Below are 20,058 nucleotides of genomic sequence, written 5' to 3' on the forward strand. Positions count from 1 at the left end.
CGCAAAGGTTCTGGTGCGCGAACTCACCGGTTCAGCCTACGGCCGATCTCCGACGGCGGCGTCGGCACCGCCGCGTACCGTGGTGGTATGAGTGACACCCCGTTCGGATTCGGCCCGCCCGACCGCGATCGGGACCGTGATCGTGACAAGGACCGGGACCAGGAGCGCGCCCAGGACCAGGGCGGCGGTGATCCGGGGCACGATGATGGCCCCAAGGACCCGTTCGGGTTCGGCGCGCCGGGGTCGTCCGGCGGCTCTTCCGGCGGCTCGTCCGGCGCGGGCCCCGGCGGGTTCATGTTGCCCGGGATGCCGGGGATGCCCGCCGGCGGCGGTCCGGGCGGTGGGTTCGACATGGGGCAGCTCGGCCAGATGCTCAGCCAGCTCGGCCAGATGCTCAGCCACGCCGGCAGCTCGTCGGGGCCCGTCAACTACGAGCTGGCCAAGCAGATCGCGGTGCAGCAGCTGACCGGCTCCCAGCACACCACCTCGGAGCAGCGCAAGGCGGTGGCCGACGCGTTCGCGCTGGCCGAGCTGTGGCTGGATCCGGTCACCTCGTTCCCGACCGGCACCAAGTCGGCGGCGGCCTGGTCGCCGCGCGACTGGGTGGACGCCAGCATGCCGATCTGGCAGCGGCTGTGCGACCCGGTCGCGCGGCGGGTCTCCGGCGCCTGGCTGGACGGGCTGCCCGAGGAGGCGCGGCAGGCGGCCGGCCCGATGCTCGCGATGCTCGGGCAGATGGGCGGGCTGGCGTTCGGCAGCCAGCTGGGCAGCGGGCTGGCGCAGCTCGCCGGCGAGGTGCTGACCTCCACCGAGATCGGGATCCCGCTCGGGCCGGCGGGCACCGCGGCGATGCTGCCGGGCGCGATCGAGCGGTTCACCGCCGGGCTGGACCGGCCGGCCAGCGAGGTCATGGTGTACCTGGCGGCCAGGGAGGCGGCGCACCACCGGCTGTTCACGCACGTGCCGTGGCTGCTGGAGCGGCTGGTCGGGGCCATCGAGGAGTACGCGCGCGGGATCACGGTGGACACCTCCCGCATCGAGGAGATCGCCCAGCAGATCGACCCCTCGGACCCGAAGTCGATCGAGAGCGCCATGCAGTCCGGGCTGTTCGAGCCGCCGAAGTCGCCGGCCCAGTTCGCCGCGCTGGCTCGGCTGGAGACGCTGCTCGCGCTGGTGGAAGGCTGGGTGGACGTGGTGGTCACCGACGCGGTGGCCGACCGGCTGCCCGGCGCCGACGCGCTGCGGGAGACGCTGCGCCGCCGGCGGGCGTCCGGCGGCCCGGCCGAGCAGACGTTCGCCACCCTGGTCGGCCTGGAGCTGCGCCCGCGCCGGCTGCGCGCCGCCGCCGAGCTGTGGCGGACGGTGACCACCGAGCGCGGCATGGTCCAGCGCGACGAGGTGTGGGCGCACCCGGACCTGATGCCCGGCGAGGACGACCTGGACGACCCGAAGGGTTTCGCGTTCCGCGTACAGGGCGACGGCTCCGACCCGATCGCCGAGCTGGAACGCGCCGAGCGGGCCAAGCGGTCCGAGTCCGAGTCCGGCTCCGAGGGCGAGTCCGGCTCGACGAAGGAGCCCGGCTCCGACTCCTAGGCCGTCCCGCGACGGCGGGTGCTGACCAGCCCCGCTTCGGGCGGCACCTTCAGGTGCCCGCCGACGGTGGGCTGACGGATGCCCTCGTGACCGCGGTTGCGTCGGCCCGACCTGCCTGTGGACAACTTCCGACGGGCATCGGCGCGCGCTGCCATGCTCGGTGTTGTGACGACGCACTCGACCTCGGGGCTACCGCGCTCGGTACGGCCGCGGCCACACCATCCGGTGTTGCGCAGGTCCGCCGACGCGGTCCAGTTCGGCCTGCTGATCGAGGGCGCCGTCGAAGCGGCCGGGCTGACCCCGCCACTGCGCCGGATGCTGCGCGAGATGCCCGACGGCGCGCCGGTCGAGGAGCTGGTCGCTCACGCCGTCGAGCTCGGCGCCGACCCGGGCGATGCCCGTGCCCTGATCGCCGACCTGTACGCCGCCGGCGCGCTGCTCGATGTGGGCGGCCACGGCCGGCTGGTGGAGGCCCGCCGCTCGGCATGCGTGCTGCTCAGCGGCGGCGGGCCGCTGCTCGCCGAGGCCGCGACGGGTCTCGCGGCGGCCGGCGTCGGAGCGCTGCGGGTGGTCGAGGACACCAACGACGCACGGGCCGTGGTGGACGCCGTCCGGCGGGTCGCTCCCGGCGTCCGGACCGGCATCGGGCTGCCGCACCGGCGCGCGGAGCTGGCGGTGTTCGCCGGGCCGCTCCGGCCGGACCCGGAGCTTCACCGGGTGCTGGCCGGCCGGCGGGTGCCGCAGCTGGTCGTGCGGGTGACCGACGGCCTCGGGCTGGTCGGCCCGCTGGTGTTGCCGGGGCGCTCGGCCTGCCTGCGCTGCGGCGACCTGCATCGGGCGGCCCGCGACCCGTGCTGGGCCACCGTCGCGGCCGACCTGGCCGGCCGGGTCGGTTCGGCAAGCCGGGCCACGACGGACGCGACCGCCGCGCTGGCCGTCGAACAGGCGCTGCTCGTGCTGGACTCGCTGGTCGCCGTCGGGCGCCCGCCACCGACCCTGGGCGCGGTGCTGGAGTTCGACGTGCGCGCGGGCGAGCTGCACAGGCGCCCGTGGCCCGCGCACCCCGACTGCGAGTGTGGCGCGGCTCGCACCTGGCCGGGTGAACCCGCCACCGCCGCCCCGGCCAGCGACGAGCCCGCTGGCCAGGCGCGCACCGTGCCCGCCCAGAGGCAAGTCCCGTGCGAGGAGGTGGTACGACGGTAGAGAATCGATACGTGAGCGACATCCCGCGCAGCGGCGTGCACCGCACCGCGAAGCTGGCCAGCCTTCCGTTGGGCGTCGCCGGTCGGGCGGCCGCCGGCTGGGGGCGACGGCTGGTCGGCGGCGACGGCGAGCTGATCTCCGCACAGCTCTCCGCCCGCAGCGCCGAGCAACTGTTCGCCGTGCTCGGCGAGCTCAAGGGCGGCGCCATGAAGTTCGGCCAGGCGCTGAGCATCTACGAGGCCGCGGTGCCCGACGAGCTGGCCGAGCCGTACCGGGACGCGCTGACCAGGCTGCAGAGCGCGGCGCCCCCGATGCCGGCGCGAGACGTCCACCGGGTGCTCGCCGAGCAGCTCGGGCGGCGCTGGTACGAGCGGTTCGCCGAGTTCGACGACCGGCCGACCGCGGCAGCCAGCATCGGCCAGGTGCACCGCGCGGTCTGGCACGACGGCCGTGACGTGGCGGTCAAGGTGCAGTACCCGGGCGCGGACGAGGCGCTGCTGGCCGACCTGCGCCAGCTCGGCCGGTTCAGCCGGCTGCTGCAGCCGCTGATGCCGGGCCTGGAGGTCAAGCCGCTGATCGCCGAGCTGCGCGACCGGATGGCCGAGGAGCTCGACTACCGGGACGAGGCTGACAACCAGCGCGCGTTCGCCGCCGCGTTCAACGACGACCCGGACATCAAGGTGCCCCGGGTGGTGGCCTCCGCACCGAAGGCGATGATCAGCGAGTGGGTGACCGGCACCCCGCTGTCCGCGATCATCCGGGACGGCGACCAGGCCACCAGGGACGAGGCCGGGCGGCGGCTCGCGGAGTTCCACTACGCCTCACCGCCGCGCGCCAAGCTGCTGCACGCCGACCCGCACCCCGGAAACTTCCAGCTCATGCCCGACGGACGGCTGGCGGTGATCGACTTCGGCGCGGTGGCCAGGCTGCCGGAGGGTTCGCCGCTGGTGCTGCAGTTGATGACCCGGCTGGCGCTGCGCGGCGAGTCCGAACAGCTGATGGACCTGTTGCGGGCGGAGGGGTTCGTCCGCGAGGGCATGCGGCCGGAGCCCGAGGACGTGGTGGCCTACCTCGCGCCGTTCGCCGAGCCGCTGCTCACCGAGCGGTTCCGGTTCAGCCGACGGTGGCTGCAGCGCCAGGCCGAGCGGGTCGGTGACATGCGCAGCCCGGACTTCCGCACCGGCCGCGCGCTGAACCTGCCGCCCCAGCACCTGCTCATCCACCGGGTCACGTTCGGCACCCTGGGCGTGATGTGCCAGCTCGGCGCCGAGATCCCGATCCGGGGCATCGTGGCCCGCTGGCAGCCGACGATCACCGAGGGCCTCGACCCCGAACCGGAGGGCTGACCGCCCGCCCGGGGCCGAGGGGTGCACGGCGGTCTGACCGTCCGCGCTCCCAACCGAATGCCGGTCCGGACGGTCACCATCGTCGAGCGGTGTTCCGGCGATCGGCTCCGGGGGGCGGGCATGAGCACGGACGTGACGGGGACCGAGCCACCCGAGCCGCCAACGATGTCGGACGTCGCGCCGGGGCACGGGCCGAGGGCGAGACGCCGTCGGGTACGGGGGCTGGGGCGGGCGGCGGCCGGGCTGGTGGCGTTCACGGCGCTGGCCCATTCGCTGGCCACGCACCTTCGCGGCTGGATCTTGTTCGACTACGCGCGGTCGGGATACAGCGGCGCGATCCTGCCGGCGGTGCACGCGGGCGACGCCGGGGTCGGCGCGGCGACGGCGGTCGGTGCGGTGGCCGGCGTGGTCTTCGTGGCCTGGTTGTTCCGGGCTCGGCGGAATGTCGGGTCCGAGGCGCCGCCGCCCGTGTCGAGCACCGGCGTGCCGCGCGAGCCGGTGCTCGGCCCCGGTTGGGCCATCGGCGCCTGGTTCGTACCGATCCTCAACCTCGTGCTCCCCCCGATCGTGCTCGGCGACGTCTGGCGCGGCAGCCGGCCCACCGCGCGCCCCGGCTACCGGCTGATCATCGTGTGGTGGCTGACGCTGTGCGGCGCGCTGCTGCTGAACGCCGTGGCCGACATGACCCGCGCCGCGCCGGCCAACCAGCTCGGCCCCCAGGTCGCCGTCCCCGCGTTCGAGGAGGCCGCGATCCTCAACAGCGCGGCCGCGCTGTGCACCCTGGTCTCGGGCGCGCTGCTCGTGAAGATCATCAGCCGGGTGTCGCGCTGGCAGGCCCGGTGGTTCGGCGGGCCGGGCCGACAGCGCCGGAGAGGGTGGCCTCGGCGCGCCGTGACCGTGCTCGGCGTGATGTGGCTGCTGATGGTGGTCGGTCTGACGATGGGGCAGCGGCTGCTGATCTACCCGACGTTGGCGCCCCCGGTGCCGTCGGTCGAGGTGGCCGGGCCGACCGCCCGCGCGGTCACCGTCCACACCGAGGACGGGCTGGCACTGACCGCGTGGCTGATCACCCCGAGCGGGCCCGACCGGCACGCGCACGTCCTGTTCGCCCAGGGCAACGCCGGGAACCGGGGCGTCCGGGCGGGGCTGGCGCGCCGGATCGCGGACGCCGGGTTCACCGTCCTGCTGCTGGAGTACCGGGGCTACGGCGGGAACCCGGGGGTGCCGACCGAAGCGGGGCTGGCCACCGACGCCAGGGCCGGCCGCCAGTTCCTGATCGAGCACGCCGGCGCCCGGCCGGACCGACTGCTCTACTTCGGCGAGAGCCTGGGCTCCGCGGTGGTCACCGGGCTCGCGGCATCGCATCCGCCGGGCGGGCTGGTGCTGCGCTCGCCCTTCACCGACCTGGCCTCGGTCGGCGAGCGACAGATTCCGATCGTGCCGGTGCGGCTGCTGCTGGCTGACCATTTCCCGGTGATCGAGCAGATCCGGCGGGTCCCGTCGCCGACGGTCGTGATCTACGGCGGCGCGGACCGGCTGATCCCGCCGGCGCAGAGCGAGGCGGTCGCGGCCGCCTCCCCACACCTGGTGCGCACCGTCCCGGTGGCCGGCGCGGACCACAACGACCCGGCGCTCGCGGACTCCGAGGAGATCATCAGCGCGCTGCGCCAGCTGGCCGACGACCGGCGCGGCCGCTGAGCCGTCCCGCCCGGGATCGTGACCAAGCCGTGAGTGGCTAGGGGCGTCATAGCGCCCCTAGCCACTCACGGGTTCGGTCACCGACGAAGGCCGAGGTCATGCCGTCAGGCGGGCCCGCTCGGCACGCGCGCTGGCGTACCGGGCGAGCCACGCCCACCGGCGGCCGGCGATCAGGCGCCGGGCTATCCGGTAGCGGCGTGCTTCCTCCTCGGCCTCGCGTATTCGGGCTTTGGCGAGTGCTTCGTAGAACAACATCTCACGGACCCCCCGGTTGGTGGCGCCCTCGGACGGGCGCGGAATCGGACCTCTGTCTCGGACTTCGGCGCGCATCGACACCGGCGTCCTGGTCGGCGTTCTCATCGCCTGCCTCCTTTCTGTTCTTGCCTCATTCAGCCGGCGGGGCTGGCAGAGGCGCTCTTCGGTTGGTTGCTCCCGATCGGTGCGGGTCGCGCTCTGTTCTCGCCTCACTCGCCGGCGGGGCTGGCAGAGGCGCTCTTCGGTTGGTTGCTCCCGATCGGTGCGGGTCGCGCCGTGTGTCGCTCGTTCTAGAGCGGCGCGCCGGCCTTGGCCAGCTCACGGTCGCGGGCGAGGGCGGCCTTGCTCGGGCGGCCGCGGGGCCGCTTGCGAGCGATGACGCTGCCGCGCTGGAAGATCTCGCCACCCCACACGCCCCAGGGCTCACCCCTGCGCAGCGCGCCGGCCAGGCACTCGGCCTTGATCGGGCAACCCGCGCAGAGCGCCTTGGCCCGCTCCAGGTCGGCGGGGGCGTCGGCGAACCACAGGTCGGCGTCCTCGGCCTCCCGACAGGGCAGGACCGCTCCGGCGCGGGGTGCCGCGTCGAGCAGTCCGTCGAGGCCGTCGACGGGTTCGCCGCCGGACCTCGCAATGGCCGTCCCGCCGTCCAGCGGGACGTTCCGCACTAGCACTGGAATCCCTCCTCTTTCCGTTGTGCGGACTAACTCGGCAGGAAAACTGCCTGGAAAAACAAGAAGGCCGCGGTCCCTGTTACGGGTCCGCGGCCTTCGGTTCGACCGACTGAGCGTCCTTGATATCAAGGGCATCGCTCCGACGCGGACACGTATGGGGGCTTGGTGGCCTGCAGATCGGCCGCCTGGCCTTCGCTGACCATGAACTTCCGGGCGCGCGGCAGCCAGGTGACGCCCGCGTACGGCCCGAAGATCCCGGAGTGGTGGATCCGGAGGTCAGCGCCGAGAATCGTCACGTTCATCGAGGCACTCCCTCCTGGGCCGGGGCGGACGCGCGAACGCGTCACACCCGAACGAAAGCCGGGCGCGAACCACCCGGGCCAGATCACCTTAGAAGCATCGGGGTGCGGGCGGCAACCGACTTTTGTCCGGTTGCCCCGAGCGTCAACCTGTGCGCAATCAGCCGGCGACGTCCTCGGCGGCGACCAGCGCGAGCACGTCCCGCCCGTAGCGGTCCAGCTTGGCCGCGCCGATGCCGGGGATCGCGACCAGCCCGGCGGTGTCGGCGGGGCGCTGCTCGGCGATCGCGGTCAGCGTCGCGTCGGTGAACACCACGTACGGCGGGACCTGCTGTTCCTTGGCCGTCGAGCTGCGCCAGTGCTTGAGCCGGTCCAGCAGGTCGACGTCCACATCGGACGGGCAGTTCGAGCACCGGCGCATCTTGAGCGCCTCCGCCCCGAGCAGCGGCGAGCCGCAGATCCGGCACCGAGGCTTCGCCCCGCCCCGGGACGCGGCCACCCGCGCCGCCGGATGGTTGTCAGGGATCAGCCCGTAGAGAAACCTGCTGCGCCGGCGGCCGCGGCGGCCGCCCTCGGCGCGAGCCAGCGCCCAGGACACCGACAGCTGCCGGCGCGCCCTGGTCACCCCCACGTAGAGCAGCCGGCGCTCCTCCTCGATCTTGGACTCGTCGCCCTCGGCGTGCTGGATCGGCAGCGTGCCGTCCACCAGGCCGACCAGGAACACCGCGTCCCACTCCAGGCCCTTGGCGGCGTGCAGGGACGCGAGCGTGACGCCCTGCACGGTCGGGGGGTGCGCGGCGTCCGCCCTGGTGGCGAGCTCGGCGGCGAACGCGGACAGGTCGAACTCGGGCGTCAGCTCCTCGGCAAGGCCCACGAGCGCGCGCAGCGACTCCCACCGCTGCCGGCCGGCGGTCCCGGCGGCCGGCTCGTCGGTCAGCCCGTACGGCACCAGCACCTCGCGCACCACCTCGGCCAGCGGGCGCGGGTCGGCCGCCTGCTCGGGATCGCCGGCGGCCAGCGCGGCGGTGCGCAGCGCGGCCATCGCCTGCCGCACCTCGGGCCGGGCGAAGAACCGCTCGCCGCCGCGCACCTGGAACGGCACGCCGGCCTCGTCCAGCGCGCGCTCGTACACCTCGGACTGCGCGTTCACCCGGAACAGCACGGCGATCTCGCTGGCCGGCGTGCCCTCGCTGATCATCCGCCGGATCGTCGCGGCCACCGCCTTGGCCTCGGCGGGCTCGTCGTCGTACTCCGCGAACGACGGCTCCGGCCCCGGCGGCTGCACGCCGATCAGCCGCAGCCGGGTGCCGGCGACCCGCCCGCGCGCATTCGAGATCACCATGTTCGCGGCGGACACCACCTGCGGCGTGGAGCGGTAGTCGCGCTGTAGGCGTACCACCGTCGCCTCCGGGAAGCGCCGGGAGAACTCCAGCAGGTAGCGCGGGGTGGCGCCGGCGAAGGTGTAGATCGTCTGGTTCGCGTCGCCGACCACCGTGAGGTCGTCCCGCTCCCCCAGCCAGGCGTCCAGCACCCGCTGCTGCAGCGGCGTGACGTCCTGGTACTCGTCGACCACGAAGCAACGGTAGCGGTCCCGGAACTCGGCCGCCACCTCCGCGTGCGTCTCCAGCGCGGCGGCGGTGTGCAGCAGCAGGTCGTCGAAGTCGAGCAGCCGGGCGGACTCCTTGACCTTCTCGTAGCCGGCGTACACGGCGGCCACCAGGTCGGCGGCGGCCGGGATGTCCCGACGCACCCTGGCCACCTCGGCCGGGTACCCCTCGGGGGTGATCAGGCTGGCCTTCGCCCACTCGATCTCGCCGGCCAGGTCGCGCAGGGACTCGGCGTTGGTCTCCGCGCCCACCTTGTGCGCCGCCTGGCCGACCGCGCGCAGCTTGCCGTCCAGCAGCTGCCACGGCGCATCGCCGACCACCCTCGGCCAGAAGTAGCGCAGCTGGCGCAGCGCGGCGGCGTGGAACGTGCGGGCCTGCACGCCGCCGACCCCGAACGCCCGCAGCCTGGTCCGCAGCTCGCCGGCGGCGCGCGCGGTGAACGTCACCGCGAGCACCTGACCAGGGGCGACGTGCCCGCTGCCGACCAGGTGCGCGATCCGCCTGGTGATCGTGCGGGTCTTGCCGGTGCCCGCGCCGGCCAGGACGCAGACCGGCCCGCGCGGCGCCGTCACGGCCGCCCGCTGGTCGGCGTCGAGCCCGGAGCGCGCGCTGGGGTCGACGTCCGTGGTCTGCGAGGGGGCGGCCATGGCCGTCATCTTCTCAAGACGTACCGCTCGCGCGTCGGAGGCTGTCCACAGCGAAGCGGGCGGGTCCGGTGCCGACCATGCGGGAGAAGTGGCGCGACAGGTGCGCCTGGTCGTAGAAGCCGGCGGCGGTGGCGACCTCGGCCGGGCGCAGGCCGTCCAGCAGCAGCCGGCGGGCCAGCTCGATGCGCCGGCCGGTCAGGTAGCGGTGCGGAGGCAGGCCGAAGCGGCGGGTGAACGCCCTGACCAGGTGGGTGGGGTGGGCGTGCAGCAGCTCGGCGGCGGCGTCCAGGGTCAGGCCGTCCACCACGTGCGCGTCCAGCAGGTCGCGCAGCCGCTCGGCCAGGCCGGGGTCGCGGACCGCCGCCGGTCCCGTCACCGCCCGGCGCAGCTGCTGGTCGAGCCGCTCGCGGATGAGGGAGAGCCTGCTCTGCGCGGCCAGCTCCTCCCCCGGCTGGGCCAGCGCGCGATGCAGCTGGTGGATGCGATGCCGCAGCACCGGGTCAGACCAGCCGGGGCGGTCCACGGCGGCCCCGATCAGGTCCAGCGGCAGTTGTTCGCTGTCCAGGTAGAGGACCCGCTTGCGGAAACCGTGCGGGGTGGCGGCCCTGCCGTCGTGCGCCACGTGCGGCGGCAGCAGGGTGACCTGTGTGCGTAGCGCGCCGTGCAGGTGTAGGTCGAGGTCGAACTGGACGGCCCCGTCGTCCACGATGAGCAGCGCCCAGGCGTCGTGGGTGTGCATCGGGTACACGTGCTCCACGAAGTGGGCGTGGAACACCTCGGCGACTCCCGGCACGGCCGGACGCCATGCGGTGACCCGTTCGGCGGGGGCGCTCACGTCAAGAACGTACAAGACCCGCGCGCCTGCTATCGGCCATCGTGGCCGTCGTGAGGTTCGACACGAAGATCGCGGTCCTGCTGCGCGACGAGCTGGCCACCTGGCAGCGGCTGAACGTGACGACGTTCCTGGTCAGCGGCCTGGCCGCGACCGACCCCGAGCTGGTCGGGGAGCCGTACGCGGACGCCGACGGCACCGCGTACCTGCCGATGTTCCGCCAGCCCGTGCTGGTCTTCGCCGGGTCCAAGGAGGTCCTCACCTCGGCGCACGCACGGGCGCTGGCCAGGAACGTGCCGCTGGCGGTGTTCACCTCCGACCTGTTCGCCACCGGCAACGACACCGACAACAGGGCCGCCGTCCGCGCGGTCCCCCGCGACCAGCTCGACCTGGTCGGAATGGCCCTGCACGGCCCGCGCAACGCCGTCGACAAGATCCTCAAGGGCGCGCGGTTGCACGGGTGACCCTGGGTTGGAACACCGGCCGGGCGTCGTGTTGTTGTAGGTGTCATGAGCGAACTGACGATGTACTCGACCACGTGGTGCGGCTACTGCCGGCGGCTGAAGCTGCAGCTCGACGAGGCGGGCATCGCCTACCGCGAGGTGGACATCGAGCGCGACCCGGAGGCCGCCGCGTTCGTCGAGGGTGTGAACGGCGGCAACCAGACGGTCCCCACCCTGCGCTACCCGGACGGCAGCACCGCGACGAACCCCAGCTTCGCCGAGGTCAAGGCCGCGCTGGCGGCCGCTTAGACAACCCGAACGCGGCCCGGTCCGGCACCGGGACCACCGCGCTGCGCGCCGAGCTGAGGTCCATCCCCGGAATCGCACCGGCCACCATGGCGCCGGGCGTCCCCTGAATCGTCACGCAAATTGGGGCAAAGGTATTCACGACGCGTCCCGATTCGCCGAAAGAGCCACCCGCAAATGGTCAAAATAGAGTGCACTGACATCCCAGATGACGCCGCAAATAGCAGGTGACACTACGGGGGACATCGCTCACCAGTGGAGTGACGAGGCCAGATTTCGGCTACCCCAGGTCGCGAGCTAAACCCGACACCACCCGAAAGAATGCTCGATCACCCCGTTGGCATCACCCCTCTCGGTGATCTTTGGAAATGCAGTGTAGGTGGCGTGGACAACGCCATCGGAATAGCACTAAAACCTGTCTCTCCGGTCGGGACGACACGCGCCTCGACCGTCGATTGGAGAGGGAACAAATGATTCGCAAGGTTGGACAGCGGGCCGCCGTTGTCGTCGCCGCGACCGCCCTGGCGGCCAGCGGGTCCATGCTGTTCGGGGCGACCGCTTTCGCTCACGGCAAGGGAGGCCAGAACGGGAGCAACCACTTCACCGGCGGGTCCGGCGGCAAGGGCGGCACCTCCCAGGCGTGGTGCCTGATTCCGATCGCCGGTGGCCTCGGAATCCTGGGCAGCGGCTCCGCCGCCGACAACTCGCAGTGCAACGCTTCGACCAGCGGCGGTTCCGGCGCGCCTGGCGTGTCCTACTGACCCGTTCGCAACCGCCTCAGCGGTGAGGCTGGCTCGGTGGTAGCGGCCCCCGGATGCATCGGGGGCCGCTACCGCTTCCCAGCGTGACATACCTCACCGCCAATTCCGAAAGAAATCACCCGAGAAATCATCACCATCGGTCGGATCCGTGAACGGCCGTGCACCGAAACGAAACGGAAAGTCATTCGTCCACGTGCGTCGGGGTCACCCGGGCCGTGAGTGGTTAGCGTTGTCATAGCAACGCTAACCACTCACGGGTCAGGTGATCGACGTGTCGCCGTGGCTGGTGAGGAGCTTGCGGAGCAGGTCGGCGAGCTGGGTGCGTTCGTCGGCGGTGAGCGCGGCGAACTGGCGCGCCTCGTTGGCCAGGTGACCGTCGAACACCTCGTCGAGCAGGGTGCGGGCGCGGTCGGTGAGGTGGACGAGGACCGAGCGGCGGTCGCCGGTGCCGGGGCGCCGCTCGATCATGCCGTTGGCCTCCAGCCGGTCCAGCCGGTTGGTCATGGCGCCCGAGGTGACCATCACGGCCTTCAGCAGCGCGCCTGGTGTCAGCGCGTACGGCGGGCCGGAGCGGCGCAGCGTGAGCAGCACGTCCGTCTCCCACAGCTCCAGGCCGTGGCCGGCGAAGTACTCCTTGAGCTCGCGCTCCAGCACCCGGTTCAGCCGCTGGACGCGACCGATCAGGCCCATCGGCCACAGCGCGTCCGCCCGGTCCGGCCGCTCCCGCCGCCACAGCTCGACGATCTGGTCCACCGCGTCGGCCATGTGTCCTTACTCTCTCTACGTCAAGAAGTTTGACGTCGTGATACACGACGTGGTGCCATATGTCTCGACGTTGAGATTATCAAGAGGGGGCACACCGTGACCGTCCAGTCCACCGCCCGGGTATCGGCGACCCGGTCCACACCGGTCGCGTCGACGCCGTCCGCCTCGCTCGCCGACCGGCTGTTGACCATGCTCGCCCCGGCCAGCTGGGGCACCACGTACGTCGTCACCGCCACCCTGCTGCCCCCGGACCGGCCGCTGCTCGCCGCCGCGCTGCGCGCGCTGCCCGCCGGCCTGCTGGTGTTGGCGCTGGTCCGGCGGCTGCCACCGGAGCGGGTGTGGTGGTGGCGGTTCCTGGTGCTCGGCGTGCTGAACTTCGCCGGGTTCTTCCCGTTGCTGTTCTTCGCGGCCTACCGGCTGCCGGGCGGGGTCGCGGCCACCATGTCCGCCACCCAGCCGATGATGGTGGCCGGGCTGGCCTGGCTGGTGCTGCGCACCCGGACGCCGGCGCGACAGCTGGTGGCCGCGGTCGCCGGCGTGGGCGGGGTGGCGCTGCTGACCCTCACCGCCGCCGCCCGGCTGGACGCGCTGGCGGTGGTGGGGATGCTGGTCGCAGTGGCGATGGTCAGCGCGGGCATCGTGCTGGGCAAGCGCTGGGGCAGCCCTGGCTCGCCGCTGCTGAGCACCGGCTGGCAGATGACCCTGGGCGGGCTGGTGCTGGCGCCGTTCACGCTCGCCTTCGAGGGGCTGCCCGAGTCGCTGAGCCTGGCCAACATCGCCGGCTACGGCTACCTGGCCACCGTCGGCGGCGCGCTGGCCTACGTGTTCTGGTTCCGAGGCATCGAGCGGCTCTCGCCCACGTCGGTGTCGCTGAGCACGCTGGTCGGGCCGCTGACCGCGACGGTGGCGGGCCTGGTGGTGCTCGGCCAGACGCTCACCGGGTGGCAGCTGCTCGGGCTCGCGATCGCGCTCGGCGCGCTGGTCGTCGGCCAGGGCGTGGGCCGGGGCCTGCGCCTGCGTCGACGTCGACCGAGCTAGTCGGCGACCAGCACGTTTCTTCCCGTCCGGGCGTGTGCGCTCGCCCCGCGCTCCTGCTGGCGGCGCACCAGCCACCGGCCGGGCGCCACCCCGCTCGCGCCGTGCTCGGGGTGCACGAGGTAGGCGGGCGCGGTGTTCTCGAACAGCGCGATGGCCAGCCGGAGTGGGTCCTGGACGTCGGGCGTCTCCCGGCAGGTGCCCGGGTCGGCGACCAGGGTGTGCGGGTTGTTGCCCGCCACCCCGCGCACCAGCTCCACCCCGTGCGGCGGCACCGGCAGCCACCGGGCGTACCCGTGCGGATGGACGGTGCGGACCATCGCCAGCGGCAGGACGATCAGGTCGCCCTGGGCCTGCGGGCCGTCGATCACCGGGATGGTGAGGTCGCGTTCGAGGTGGTCGAGGACGTCGAGGCTGGTGCGGTCGAGCAGTTCGGCCAGGTTCATCGTCATCACCTTGTGTTGTCGTCGGGGTCAGGTGCGGCGGCGCAGCCGCGCGTACTGGGCGCCGGTGAGCCCGTAGGACCAGCCGGCCGCGTCGACCGGGTCGTCGAACCAGTCGGGGACCCGCAGCCCGTACCGGCGGCGGGTGCCGTCGCGCTCCGCCGAGCCGTTGACGGCGAGCAGCAGCCGGCTGGGCGCGCCCCAGTGCTGGTAGGGCAGGTCGTAGAGGAGCAGCTCGCTGCCGGGGTTGCCGGGGTCGGCGGCCCGGCCGACCAGCCTCAGGCCGGCGTTGTCGACGAAGTCCGACCAGCCCAGGCGCTCGATCGCGCACCGGCGGACCTCGACGTTGCGCTCGGCGGCGATCAGCTCCACCGTCGGCGCCTCGATCACCCAGGCCGGCACCCGCACCCCGTGCCAGCAGTACACCGCCCAGCCGTCGGGGAACCGCAGCGCGGGGCCGTCCGCGTTGTGCAACAGCACCTCGTGGGGCAGGCCGCCGGGCGCCGGCTCGGTGTGCACCGCCGCCGGCCGCTCCGCGACCACGCAGACCTCGTCGCGCGGCCACCACCAGCCGCACGAGCGCGCCAGCGTCGCCCACAGCTCGAGCTGCTCACCGTCGGCGGCGTCGAAGCGGACACCGGCGAGGCGGCGGTGCGCGTCGTAATGCGCCACCCTGTCGACGTCGTGCTGGCCGTACCAGACCAGGCCGAGCCGCCGGTCCAGCTCCGCCCGCACCGTCCCGGCCACCAGGTCCTTGACCACCCGCCGCAGCACGCCGCTCACGCCCGCACCCAGCACCGACCTCGGCGGTTGGCCGGCCCGCAGCGCGTCCAGCGGGTCCGGCCCGGGCACCAGCCAGAGGCCGGAGCCGGAGCCTGCGCCGGCGCCGATGCGGTGGTCCAGCCGTTCGCGCAGCGCGTGCGCGAGCGTCGCCAGCCGGTTCTCCAGCGGCAGCGGGCCGGCGAAGTCCACGGGCGGTGCGTGCGGCGCCCTCGATACCGCGGCGGCCGGTGAGCCCACCCAGACGAACTCCGGCGGGGGCCGGTCGAGCAGGGCATAGAGGCCGGCGATGGCGTGCTCGGCGGCGGCGCGGTCGGCGGGGCCGCTGCGCAGCGCGTGGGCCAGCCATTCGGCGCGCAGGTCGACGGCGCGGGACCAGAGGTCGGTTGCGCGTTCGGGGTCGTAAGGGACGGCGGGGCGGCGGGTGCGCCGCCTGCGACGGGCGCTCACCGCGCCAGGGCGGACACGCCCTTTCCATCAGACATGTGAGCCATGGTGGCAGTGGCGGGGCGCACACCGCAACCCCGATGACGTGACACCCGGCGGAGTGACGCAGGCCATCCTCGCCGAGGGGTTGACCGGTTCAATTCTTGAGTTACATGATGGATTTAGTAAGCTTTTCGGGTTTCAGGCGCGACGGTGAGAGGGGTGGCGCGTGAACCAGCCTTCCCTGGTCCGCCGGCGCCACGTCGACCTGAAGCGCCTGTCCAGCGCGGCCTGTCCGGCGCGCCGGCCCCCGCTGAGGTAGCCCAGCGGCCTCCTCGGGGCAACGGCGATCCGCCCGACCCGCCTCGGCCCCCGACAGGAGACTCCCCCGTGTCCTCAGATCTCGCCTGGCCACCGGCCGGGCTGCGTGAGCTGGCGTTGCGACCGGACCGGCGCCGGTGGTCGCTGCCCCGGGGCGGGCGCCGGGGGCTGGTGGTGGTCGCGCTGCTCGGCGTGTGGCAGCTGGCGTCCTCGGTGGGGTGGCTGTCGGCGCAGACGCTGCCCTCGCCGGTGAGCACGGTGGCCACGGCGGCGGCGATGGTCCAGACCAGCGAGCTGGACACCGCGATGCTGACCTCGCTGCGCCGGGTGGCCGTCGGGCTCGGGCTGGGCGTGCCGAGCGGGCTGGTGCTCGCGCTGGTCGCGGCGCTGTCCAGGGTCGGGGAGGACATCGTGGACAGCCCGATGCAGATGCTGCGGACGTTGCCGTTCCTGGGGATCACGCCGCTGCTCATCCTCTGGTTCGGCATCGGCGACGCACCGAAGATCGCGCTGGTCTTCCTCGGGGTGTGCTTCCCGGTGTACGTCAACACGTTCGTCGGGATCCGGAACGTGGACGCCAGGCTCGCCGAGGCGGCGCGCACGTTCGGTGCCCGGCGGTGGCTGCTGATGCGGTCGGTGCTGCTGCCGGGCGCGCTGCCGAACATCCTGGTCGGGCTGCGGCTGGCGCTGGGCATCGCGTGGCTGGCGCTCATCGTCGGCGAGCAGATCAGCTCGGACGGCGGCATCGGGTCGGTCATGCTGCGCGCCCAGGACAACCTGCGCACCGACCGAATAGTCGTCTGCCTGCTCGTCTATGCGCTGCTCGGGCTGTTGTCCGACCTGGTCGTGCGCGCGCTGGAGCGGTCCTTGCTGACCTGGCGGCACGCCTTCGACGGGGGCCGGCGATGACGTCCACCGCGCCCGGCCCGCTGCGCACACCGGGGCTGTCGGAGCGCGCCGCCGTGGTGCTGCGCGGCGTGCGGCGCAGCTTCGGCGAGCGGGAGATCCTGCGCGGGGTCGACCTGAGCGTGGCCGAGGGCGAGTTCGTCGCGCTGCTCGGCGCCAGCGGGTCCGGGAAGACCACGCTGCTGCGGATCGTCGGCGGCCTCGACCCGGGGGCCGGCGGACGGGTGGCCGTGCCGGAGTCGGTGTCGGTGGCGTATCAGGAGCCTCGACTGTTGCCCTGGCACCGGGTGTGGCGCAACGTCGTGTTCGGGCTGCCCGGCTCGCGCGCCGAGCTGCGGGGACGGGCGCTCGCGGCGCTGGGCGAGGTGGGTCTCGCCGACCTGGCGGACGCCTGGCCCAAGACGCTGTCCGGCGGCGAGGCACAGCGGGCCGCGCTGGCCAGGGCGCTGGTCCGCGACCCCCGGCTGCTGCTGCTCGACGAGCCGCTGGCCGCGCTGGACGCGCTGACCCGGCTGCGGATGCAGCGGCTGATCGCCGAGCTGTGCGCCCGGCACGGGCTGACCGCGGTGCTGGTCACCCACGACGTGGACGAGGCGCTGGTGCTCGCCGACCGGGCCGTCGTGCTGCGCGACGGGCGGCTCGCGCACTCGTTGGCGGTGGACCTTCGCCGGCCGCGCGACCCCGGCGACGCCCGGTTCGGTGCGCTGCGCGGCCGGCTGCTCGGCTGGCTCGGCGTGGCCGGCGACTAAGAGAGGGAGTCAGCATGCTTCGGACGGTGCTCGCCGTGTTCGTCGCTCTTATGGCGGCCGTCTCCGGGTGCTCCGGAGCCGGCGGCTCGACGCTGCGGGTGGGCGTGATCGCCTCCGGCAGCGAGCAGGGATACGGCATCGAGAGCTGGGCGCTGCAGCGGGGGATCCTGGCGCGGCACCTGGGCGCGGTCGGGATCACGGACATCGCGTTCACCACGTTCCCCAACGGGCCGAACCTCAACCAGGCGCTCAAGGGCGGCTCGCTGGACATCGGCGTGCTCGGCGACACCCCGGCCATCTCCGGGCGCTCGGCGGACCTGCCCACCCAGATGGTCGGGGTCACCGTGCGCGGCCAGGACTCCTGGCTCATCGCGGGCAACGGGGTGGGTTCGGTGGCGGACCTGGCCGGCAGGACGGTGGCCACCCAGCAGGGCTCGTACATGCACCGCTACTTGGTCGGGCTGCTCGACTCCGCCGGCCTCGGCGGGTCGGTCAAGATTACGTTCCTGCTGGTCAACAGCGCGCAGCAGGCACTGGACAAGGGCGACATCGCGGCCTACGCGGCCCCGGTGCCGACCGCGCCGCTGCTGGCGTCCAAGGGCTACCGGGTGCTGGACAAGGCCAGCGCGCACCCGGGGCTGAGCGGCAACAGCTACACCACGATCAGCGCCTCGGCGGCCGCGAAGTACCCCAAGCTGGCGGGCGCGTGGAACGCCGCGCTCGCCGAGGCGGCGTCGGCGCTGAAGGCGAACCCGGCCGAGTACCACGGGTTCGCCGCGCGGACCAGCGGCCTGCCGCAACCGGTGATCGAGGCGGCGTATCCGGCCGCCCTGTACGGCAACCCGGCCGTGACCGGCTCCGACCTCGCCACCCTGCGCGGCACCCTGGACTTCCTGCTCGCCCAGCACCTCGCGGCGGCGCCGTTCGACGTCAACGCCTGGGTGGCGCCGGGGGTGGGCGCGCCGTGAGCCCTCGCCGGCGGGCGTCGGTGCCGGAGTGGGTCGACGTGCTGGTGCTCGGCGGCGGGCCGGCCGGCACCTGGGCCGCGCTCGCGGCCGCCGCTCGCGGGTGGCGGGTGGCGTTGGCCGACAAGGGCTACTGCGGCACCAGCGGCGCGGCCGCGTCCGGCGGCAACAACCTCTGGTACCTCCCGCCCGAGGGCGACGCGCGCGCCTCGGCGATCGCGGAGCGGGAACGGGCCGGTGGTTACCTCACCGACCGGGGCTGGATGGCGCGCACCCTGGCCCGTACCTGGGATGCGGTGGGCGAGCTCGCCGCCTGGGGGTATCCGTTCCCCGTCGATGACGGCGGCGGCCAGTACCGGGGCAGCCTGCAGGGGCCGGAGTACATGCGGCTGATGCGCAGGCGGGTGCGGCGCGCGGGCGTCACCATCCTGGACCAGGCGCCTGCGCTGGAGCTGCTCACCGACCCGGACGGGGTGGTGACGGGGGCGGCGGGGGTGCTTCGCCAGCAGGGTGACGGCCCGTGGTCGGTGCGGGCGGGCGCCGTGGTGCTGGCCACCGGGGGCTGCGCATTCCTGTCGGGGGCGCTCGGGCTCAACGTGGACACCGGAGACGGCGCGCTGATGGCCGCCGAGCTGGGAGCCGAGCTGTCCGGGATGGAGTTCTCCTCGCAGTACGGGCTGGCTCCCGCGTTCGGCGCCCAGACCAAGGGGTTGATGTACCAGTTCGCCACGTTCACGGCGGACGATGGCACGGTGCTCGCGACGGGGCGGAACCTGGCCGGGATGGTCGCGTTGCAACGGGCCATGGTGCGTACTCGGGTCTACGCGCGGCTGGACCGCGCCGAGCCGGCCATCCACGAGGCAATGCGCTGGTCACAGCCCAACTTCTTCCTGCCCTTCGACAAAATGGGGATCGATCCGTTCACCGAGCGCTTCGCGATCCGGCCGGTGCTGGAGGGCACTGTTCGCGGTACCGGTGGGTTGCGGGTTGTTGACGACGGCTGCGCGACGACCGTGCCCGGTCTGTATGCGGCCGGCGATGTCGCGTCTCGTGAGTTGGTGACCGGTGGGATCAGTGGTGGTGGCAGCCATAACGGGGCGTGGGCCATCTCGTCGGGTGGTTGGGCGGGGGCGGCGGCGGCCCGGTTCGCGGCGGGTCGGGCGGGTGGGTGGAGGACGGCGCGGCTGGTCGCGGCGGGTCGGGCGGGGATTCGGCCTCGGGCTCGGGGGGCGTTGGATGCGGAGGAGGTGGTGGCCGCCGTGCAGTCGCGCGTGCTGCCGCTGGAGTTGAACCGGTTCCGGACCGAGTCTGGGTTGCGGGAGTCGCTTGCGGTTCTTGATCCATTGTGGACGTCGGTATCCGAGGGGTTGTCGGCGGGTGGGTCGAGGACGCGGGCGCGCGAGGCGGCGGCGTTGGTCGCGCATGCCCGGTGGATGTACCGGGCGGCGCTTGCGCGCACGGAGTCGCGGGCGATTCATCTGCGTGACGATCATCCTCGTACCGACCCTGCGCAGGCTCGGCGTCTGCGGTGTGGTGGGTTGGATCGGGTTTGGACGGGGTCATGATTGAGGTCATCAGTGGGTCGCGGTGTATCGACTGCGATATCTGTGTGGCGGTGTGTCCTACGAATGTTTTTGATGCGGTTGAAGGCGGGCATCCGGTGATTGCTCGACAATCGGACTGCCAGACCTGTTTCATGTGTGAAGCTCATTGTCCGACCGATGCTTTGTTCGTGGCGCCGTTGGCGGGGCCGGCGCCGGTGGGGTCGGAGTTCGTGGATGAGGATGCGTTGGGTGTGGCTGGACGGTTTGGGGAGTACCGGCGGTGGATCGGGTGGGGGAAGGGGCGGCGGCCGGGGAGTCTTCGTGACCAGAACCGGGTTTTTACGGCTAGGTTGCGGTCGTGATCGTGCGTGCCGTCTTTTGTTTCGTTCGAAAATCGCTGGCGCGATTTCCGACGACCTGAGTTTGTAGGTTGCTTGGTGCCGTCCCCGGCTGGTGGCTGGGC

The 20,058-nt window shown here is 73.1% G+C and carries 22 protein-coding genes; 14 read left to right on the top strand and 8 right to left on the bottom strand.

The features are described 5' to 3' along the window. The first annotated feature begins 87 nt into the window (after nt 1–87). From N912_RS0144720 to N912_RS62925, 4 genes are all read left to right on the top strand, one after another. The gene (locus N912_RS0144720; RefSeq protein WP_028927577.1) at nt 88–1,593 is read left to right on the top strand and encodes a zinc-dependent metalloprotease; all 1,506 of its coding nucleotides are present in this window, start codon (nt 88–90) and stop codon (nt 1,591–1,593) included. Nucleotides 1,594–1,821: 228 nt separating this feature from the next. Continuing rightward, on the top strand, nt 1,822–2,796 hold the full coding sequence (locus N912_RS61310; RefSeq protein WP_169748063.1) for a TOMM precursor leader peptide-binding protein: 975 nt from the start codon (nt 1,822–1,824) through the stop codon (nt 2,794–2,796). A gap of 11 nt (nt 2,797–2,807) precedes the next feature. Then, entirely contained in the window at nt 2,808–4,142 is a 1,335-nt protein-coding gene (locus N912_RS58605) for an ABC1 kinase family protein (protein ID WP_037069945.1), read from the top strand. Between the two features lie 120 nt (nt 4,143–4,262). After that, on the top strand, nt 4,263–5,840 hold the full coding sequence (locus tag N912_RS62925) for an alpha/beta fold hydrolase (RefSeq protein ID WP_169748064.1): 1,578 nt from the start codon (nt 4,263–4,265) through the stop codon (nt 5,838–5,840). A gap of 96 nt (nt 5,841–5,936) precedes the next feature. On the opposite strand, the gene N912_RS64220 is transcribed toward N912_RS62925, so the two are convergent. From N912_RS64220 to N912_RS0144755, 5 genes are all read right to left on the bottom strand, one after another. Next, nucleotides 5,937–6,200 carry a hypothetical protein gene (locus N912_RS64220; RefSeq protein ID WP_156994388.1) on the bottom strand — a complete coding sequence of 88 codons (264 nt, stop codon included), beginning with the start codon at nt 6,198–6,200 and terminating at the stop codon, nt 5,937–5,939. A gap of 185 nt (nt 6,201–6,385) precedes the next feature. After that, nucleotides 6,386–6,766: a WhiB family transcriptional regulator gene (locus N912_RS66240; protein ID WP_028927579.1), complete on the bottom strand. Its 381-nt coding sequence runs from the start codon at nt 6,764–6,766 to the stop codon at nt 6,386–6,388. Between the two features lie 125 nt (nt 6,767–6,891). Beyond that, the gene (locus N912_RS64225) at nt 6,892–7,068 is read right to left on the bottom strand and encodes a hypothetical protein (protein WP_156994389.1); all 177 of its coding nucleotides are present in this window, start codon (nt 7,066–7,068) and stop codon (nt 6,892–6,894) included. 157 nt (nt 7,069–7,225) lie between these two features. Further along, the gene (locus N912_RS0144750; RefSeq protein WP_051581674.1) at nt 7,226–9,319 is read right to left on the bottom strand and encodes an ATP-dependent DNA helicase UvrD2; all 2,094 of its coding nucleotides are present in this window, start codon (nt 9,317–9,319) and stop codon (nt 7,226–7,228) included. A 13-nt stretch (nt 9,320–9,332) separates the two neighbouring features. Beyond that, nucleotides 9,333–10,154, bottom strand: a complete 822-nt coding sequence (locus tag N912_RS0144755; RefSeq protein ID WP_028927581.1) for a helix-turn-helix transcriptional regulator — start codon at nt 10,152–10,154, stop codon at nt 9,333–9,335. A gap of 50 nt (nt 10,155–10,204) precedes the next feature. Here N912_RS0144755 and N912_RS0144760 point away from each other — a divergent pair, with 50 nt between their 5' ends. The 3 genes from N912_RS0144760 to N912_RS0144770 all read left to right on the top strand — a co-directional run bounded on the left by N912_RS0144760 (nt 10,205) and on the right by N912_RS0144770 (nt 11,661). Beyond that, on the top strand, nt 10,205–10,615 hold the full coding sequence (locus tag N912_RS0144760; RefSeq protein ID WP_245645920.1) for a DUF2000 domain-containing protein: 411 nt from the start codon (nt 10,205–10,207) through the stop codon (nt 10,613–10,615). 45 nt (nt 10,616–10,660) lie between these two features. Then, on the top strand, nt 10,661–10,903 hold the full coding sequence (locus N912_RS0144765) for a mycoredoxin (RefSeq protein WP_028927583.1): 243 nt from the start codon (nt 10,661–10,663) through the stop codon (nt 10,901–10,903). A gap of 467 nt (nt 10,904–11,370) precedes the next feature. Then, nucleotides 11,371–11,661: a hypothetical protein gene (locus N912_RS0144770; RefSeq protein WP_028927584.1), complete on the top strand. Its 291-nt coding sequence runs from the start codon at nt 11,371–11,373 to the stop codon at nt 11,659–11,661. A gap of 258 nt (nt 11,662–11,919) precedes the next feature. On the opposite strand, the gene N912_RS0144775 is transcribed toward N912_RS0144770, so the two are convergent. After that, nucleotides 11,920–12,426, bottom strand: coding sequence for a MarR family winged helix-turn-helix transcriptional regulator (locus N912_RS0144775; protein ID WP_028927585.1), 507 nt, complete (start codon nt 12,424–12,426; stop codon nt 11,920–11,922). A gap of 96 nt (nt 12,427–12,522) precedes the next feature. Here N912_RS0144775 and N912_RS58610 point away from each other — a divergent pair, with 96 nt between their 5' ends. After that, complete coding sequence (locus N912_RS58610; RefSeq protein ID WP_051581669.1) at nt 12,523–13,464, top strand: EamA family transporter; 942 nt, start codon at nt 12,523–12,525, stop codon at nt 13,462–13,464. On the opposite strand, the gene N912_RS0144785 is transcribed toward N912_RS58610, so the two are convergent. Together N912_RS0144785 and N912_RS58615 are read right to left on the bottom strand one after the other, a co-directional pair. Beyond that, a complete protein-coding gene (locus N912_RS0144785) occupies nt 13,461–13,907 on the bottom strand; it encodes a hypothetical protein (RefSeq protein WP_028927586.1) in 447 nt (148 codons plus the stop codon). The two genes, N912_RS58610 and N912_RS0144785, sit on opposite strands and share 4 nt — an antisense overlap. A 27-nt stretch (nt 13,908–13,934) precedes the next feature. Next, on the bottom strand, nt 13,935–15,134 hold the full coding sequence (locus N912_RS58615; RefSeq protein ID WP_064745566.1) for a DUF6745 domain-containing protein: 1,200 nt from the start codon (nt 15,132–15,134) through the stop codon (nt 13,935–13,937). 205 nt (nt 15,135–15,339) lie between these two features. Here N912_RS58615 and N912_RS67175 point away from each other — a divergent pair, with 205 nt between their 5' ends. The 6 genes from N912_RS67175 (at nt 15,340) to N912_RS62930 (ending at nt 19,957) form a co-directional block, all read left to right on the top strand. Further along, the gene (locus N912_RS67175; RefSeq protein WP_425415394.1) at nt 15,340–15,432 is read left to right on the top strand and encodes a putative leader peptide; all 93 of its coding nucleotides are present in this window, start codon (nt 15,340–15,342) and stop codon (nt 15,430–15,432) included. Nucleotides 15,433–15,500: 68 nt separating this feature from the next. Then, nucleotides 15,501–16,340, top strand: a complete 840-nt coding sequence (locus N912_RS58620) for an ABC transporter permease (protein WP_051581670.1) — start codon at nt 15,501–15,503, stop codon at nt 16,338–16,340. Beyond that, nucleotides 16,337–17,086 (top strand): ABC transporter ATP-binding protein, encoded by a 750-nt coding sequence (locus N912_RS0144800; RefSeq protein WP_028927587.1) that lies wholly within the window; start codon nt 16,337–16,339, stop codon nt 17,084–17,086. Before N912_RS58620 ends, N912_RS0144800 begins: the two co-directional genes overlap by 4 nt. A gap of 14 nt (nt 17,087–17,100) precedes the next feature. Further along, nucleotides 17,101–18,054: an ABC transporter substrate-binding protein gene (locus N912_RS58625; protein WP_156994390.1), complete on the top strand. Its 954-nt coding sequence runs from the start codon at nt 17,101–17,103 to the stop codon at nt 18,052–18,054. Then, complete coding sequence (locus N912_RS58630) at nt 18,051–19,616, top strand: FAD-dependent oxidoreductase (RefSeq protein ID WP_051581672.1); 1,566 nt, start codon at nt 18,051–18,053, stop codon at nt 19,614–19,616. Before N912_RS58625 ends, N912_RS58630 begins: the two co-directional genes overlap by 4 nt. Next, the gene (locus tag N912_RS62930) at nt 19,613–19,957 is read left to right on the top strand and encodes a 4Fe-4S dicluster domain-containing protein (protein ID WP_084211914.1); all 345 of its coding nucleotides are present in this window, start codon (nt 19,613–19,615) and stop codon (nt 19,955–19,957) included. The genes N912_RS58630 and N912_RS62930 overlap by 4 nt, the downstream gene beginning before the upstream one ends. Nucleotides 19,958–20,058: the final 101 nt, after the last annotated feature.

The organism is Actinospineispora acaciae DSM 45401 (assembly GCF_000620785.1).
GTDB classification, from domain to species: Bacteria; Actinomycetota; Actinomycetes; order Mycobacteriales; family Pseudonocardiaceae; genus Pseudonocardia; species Pseudonocardia acaciae.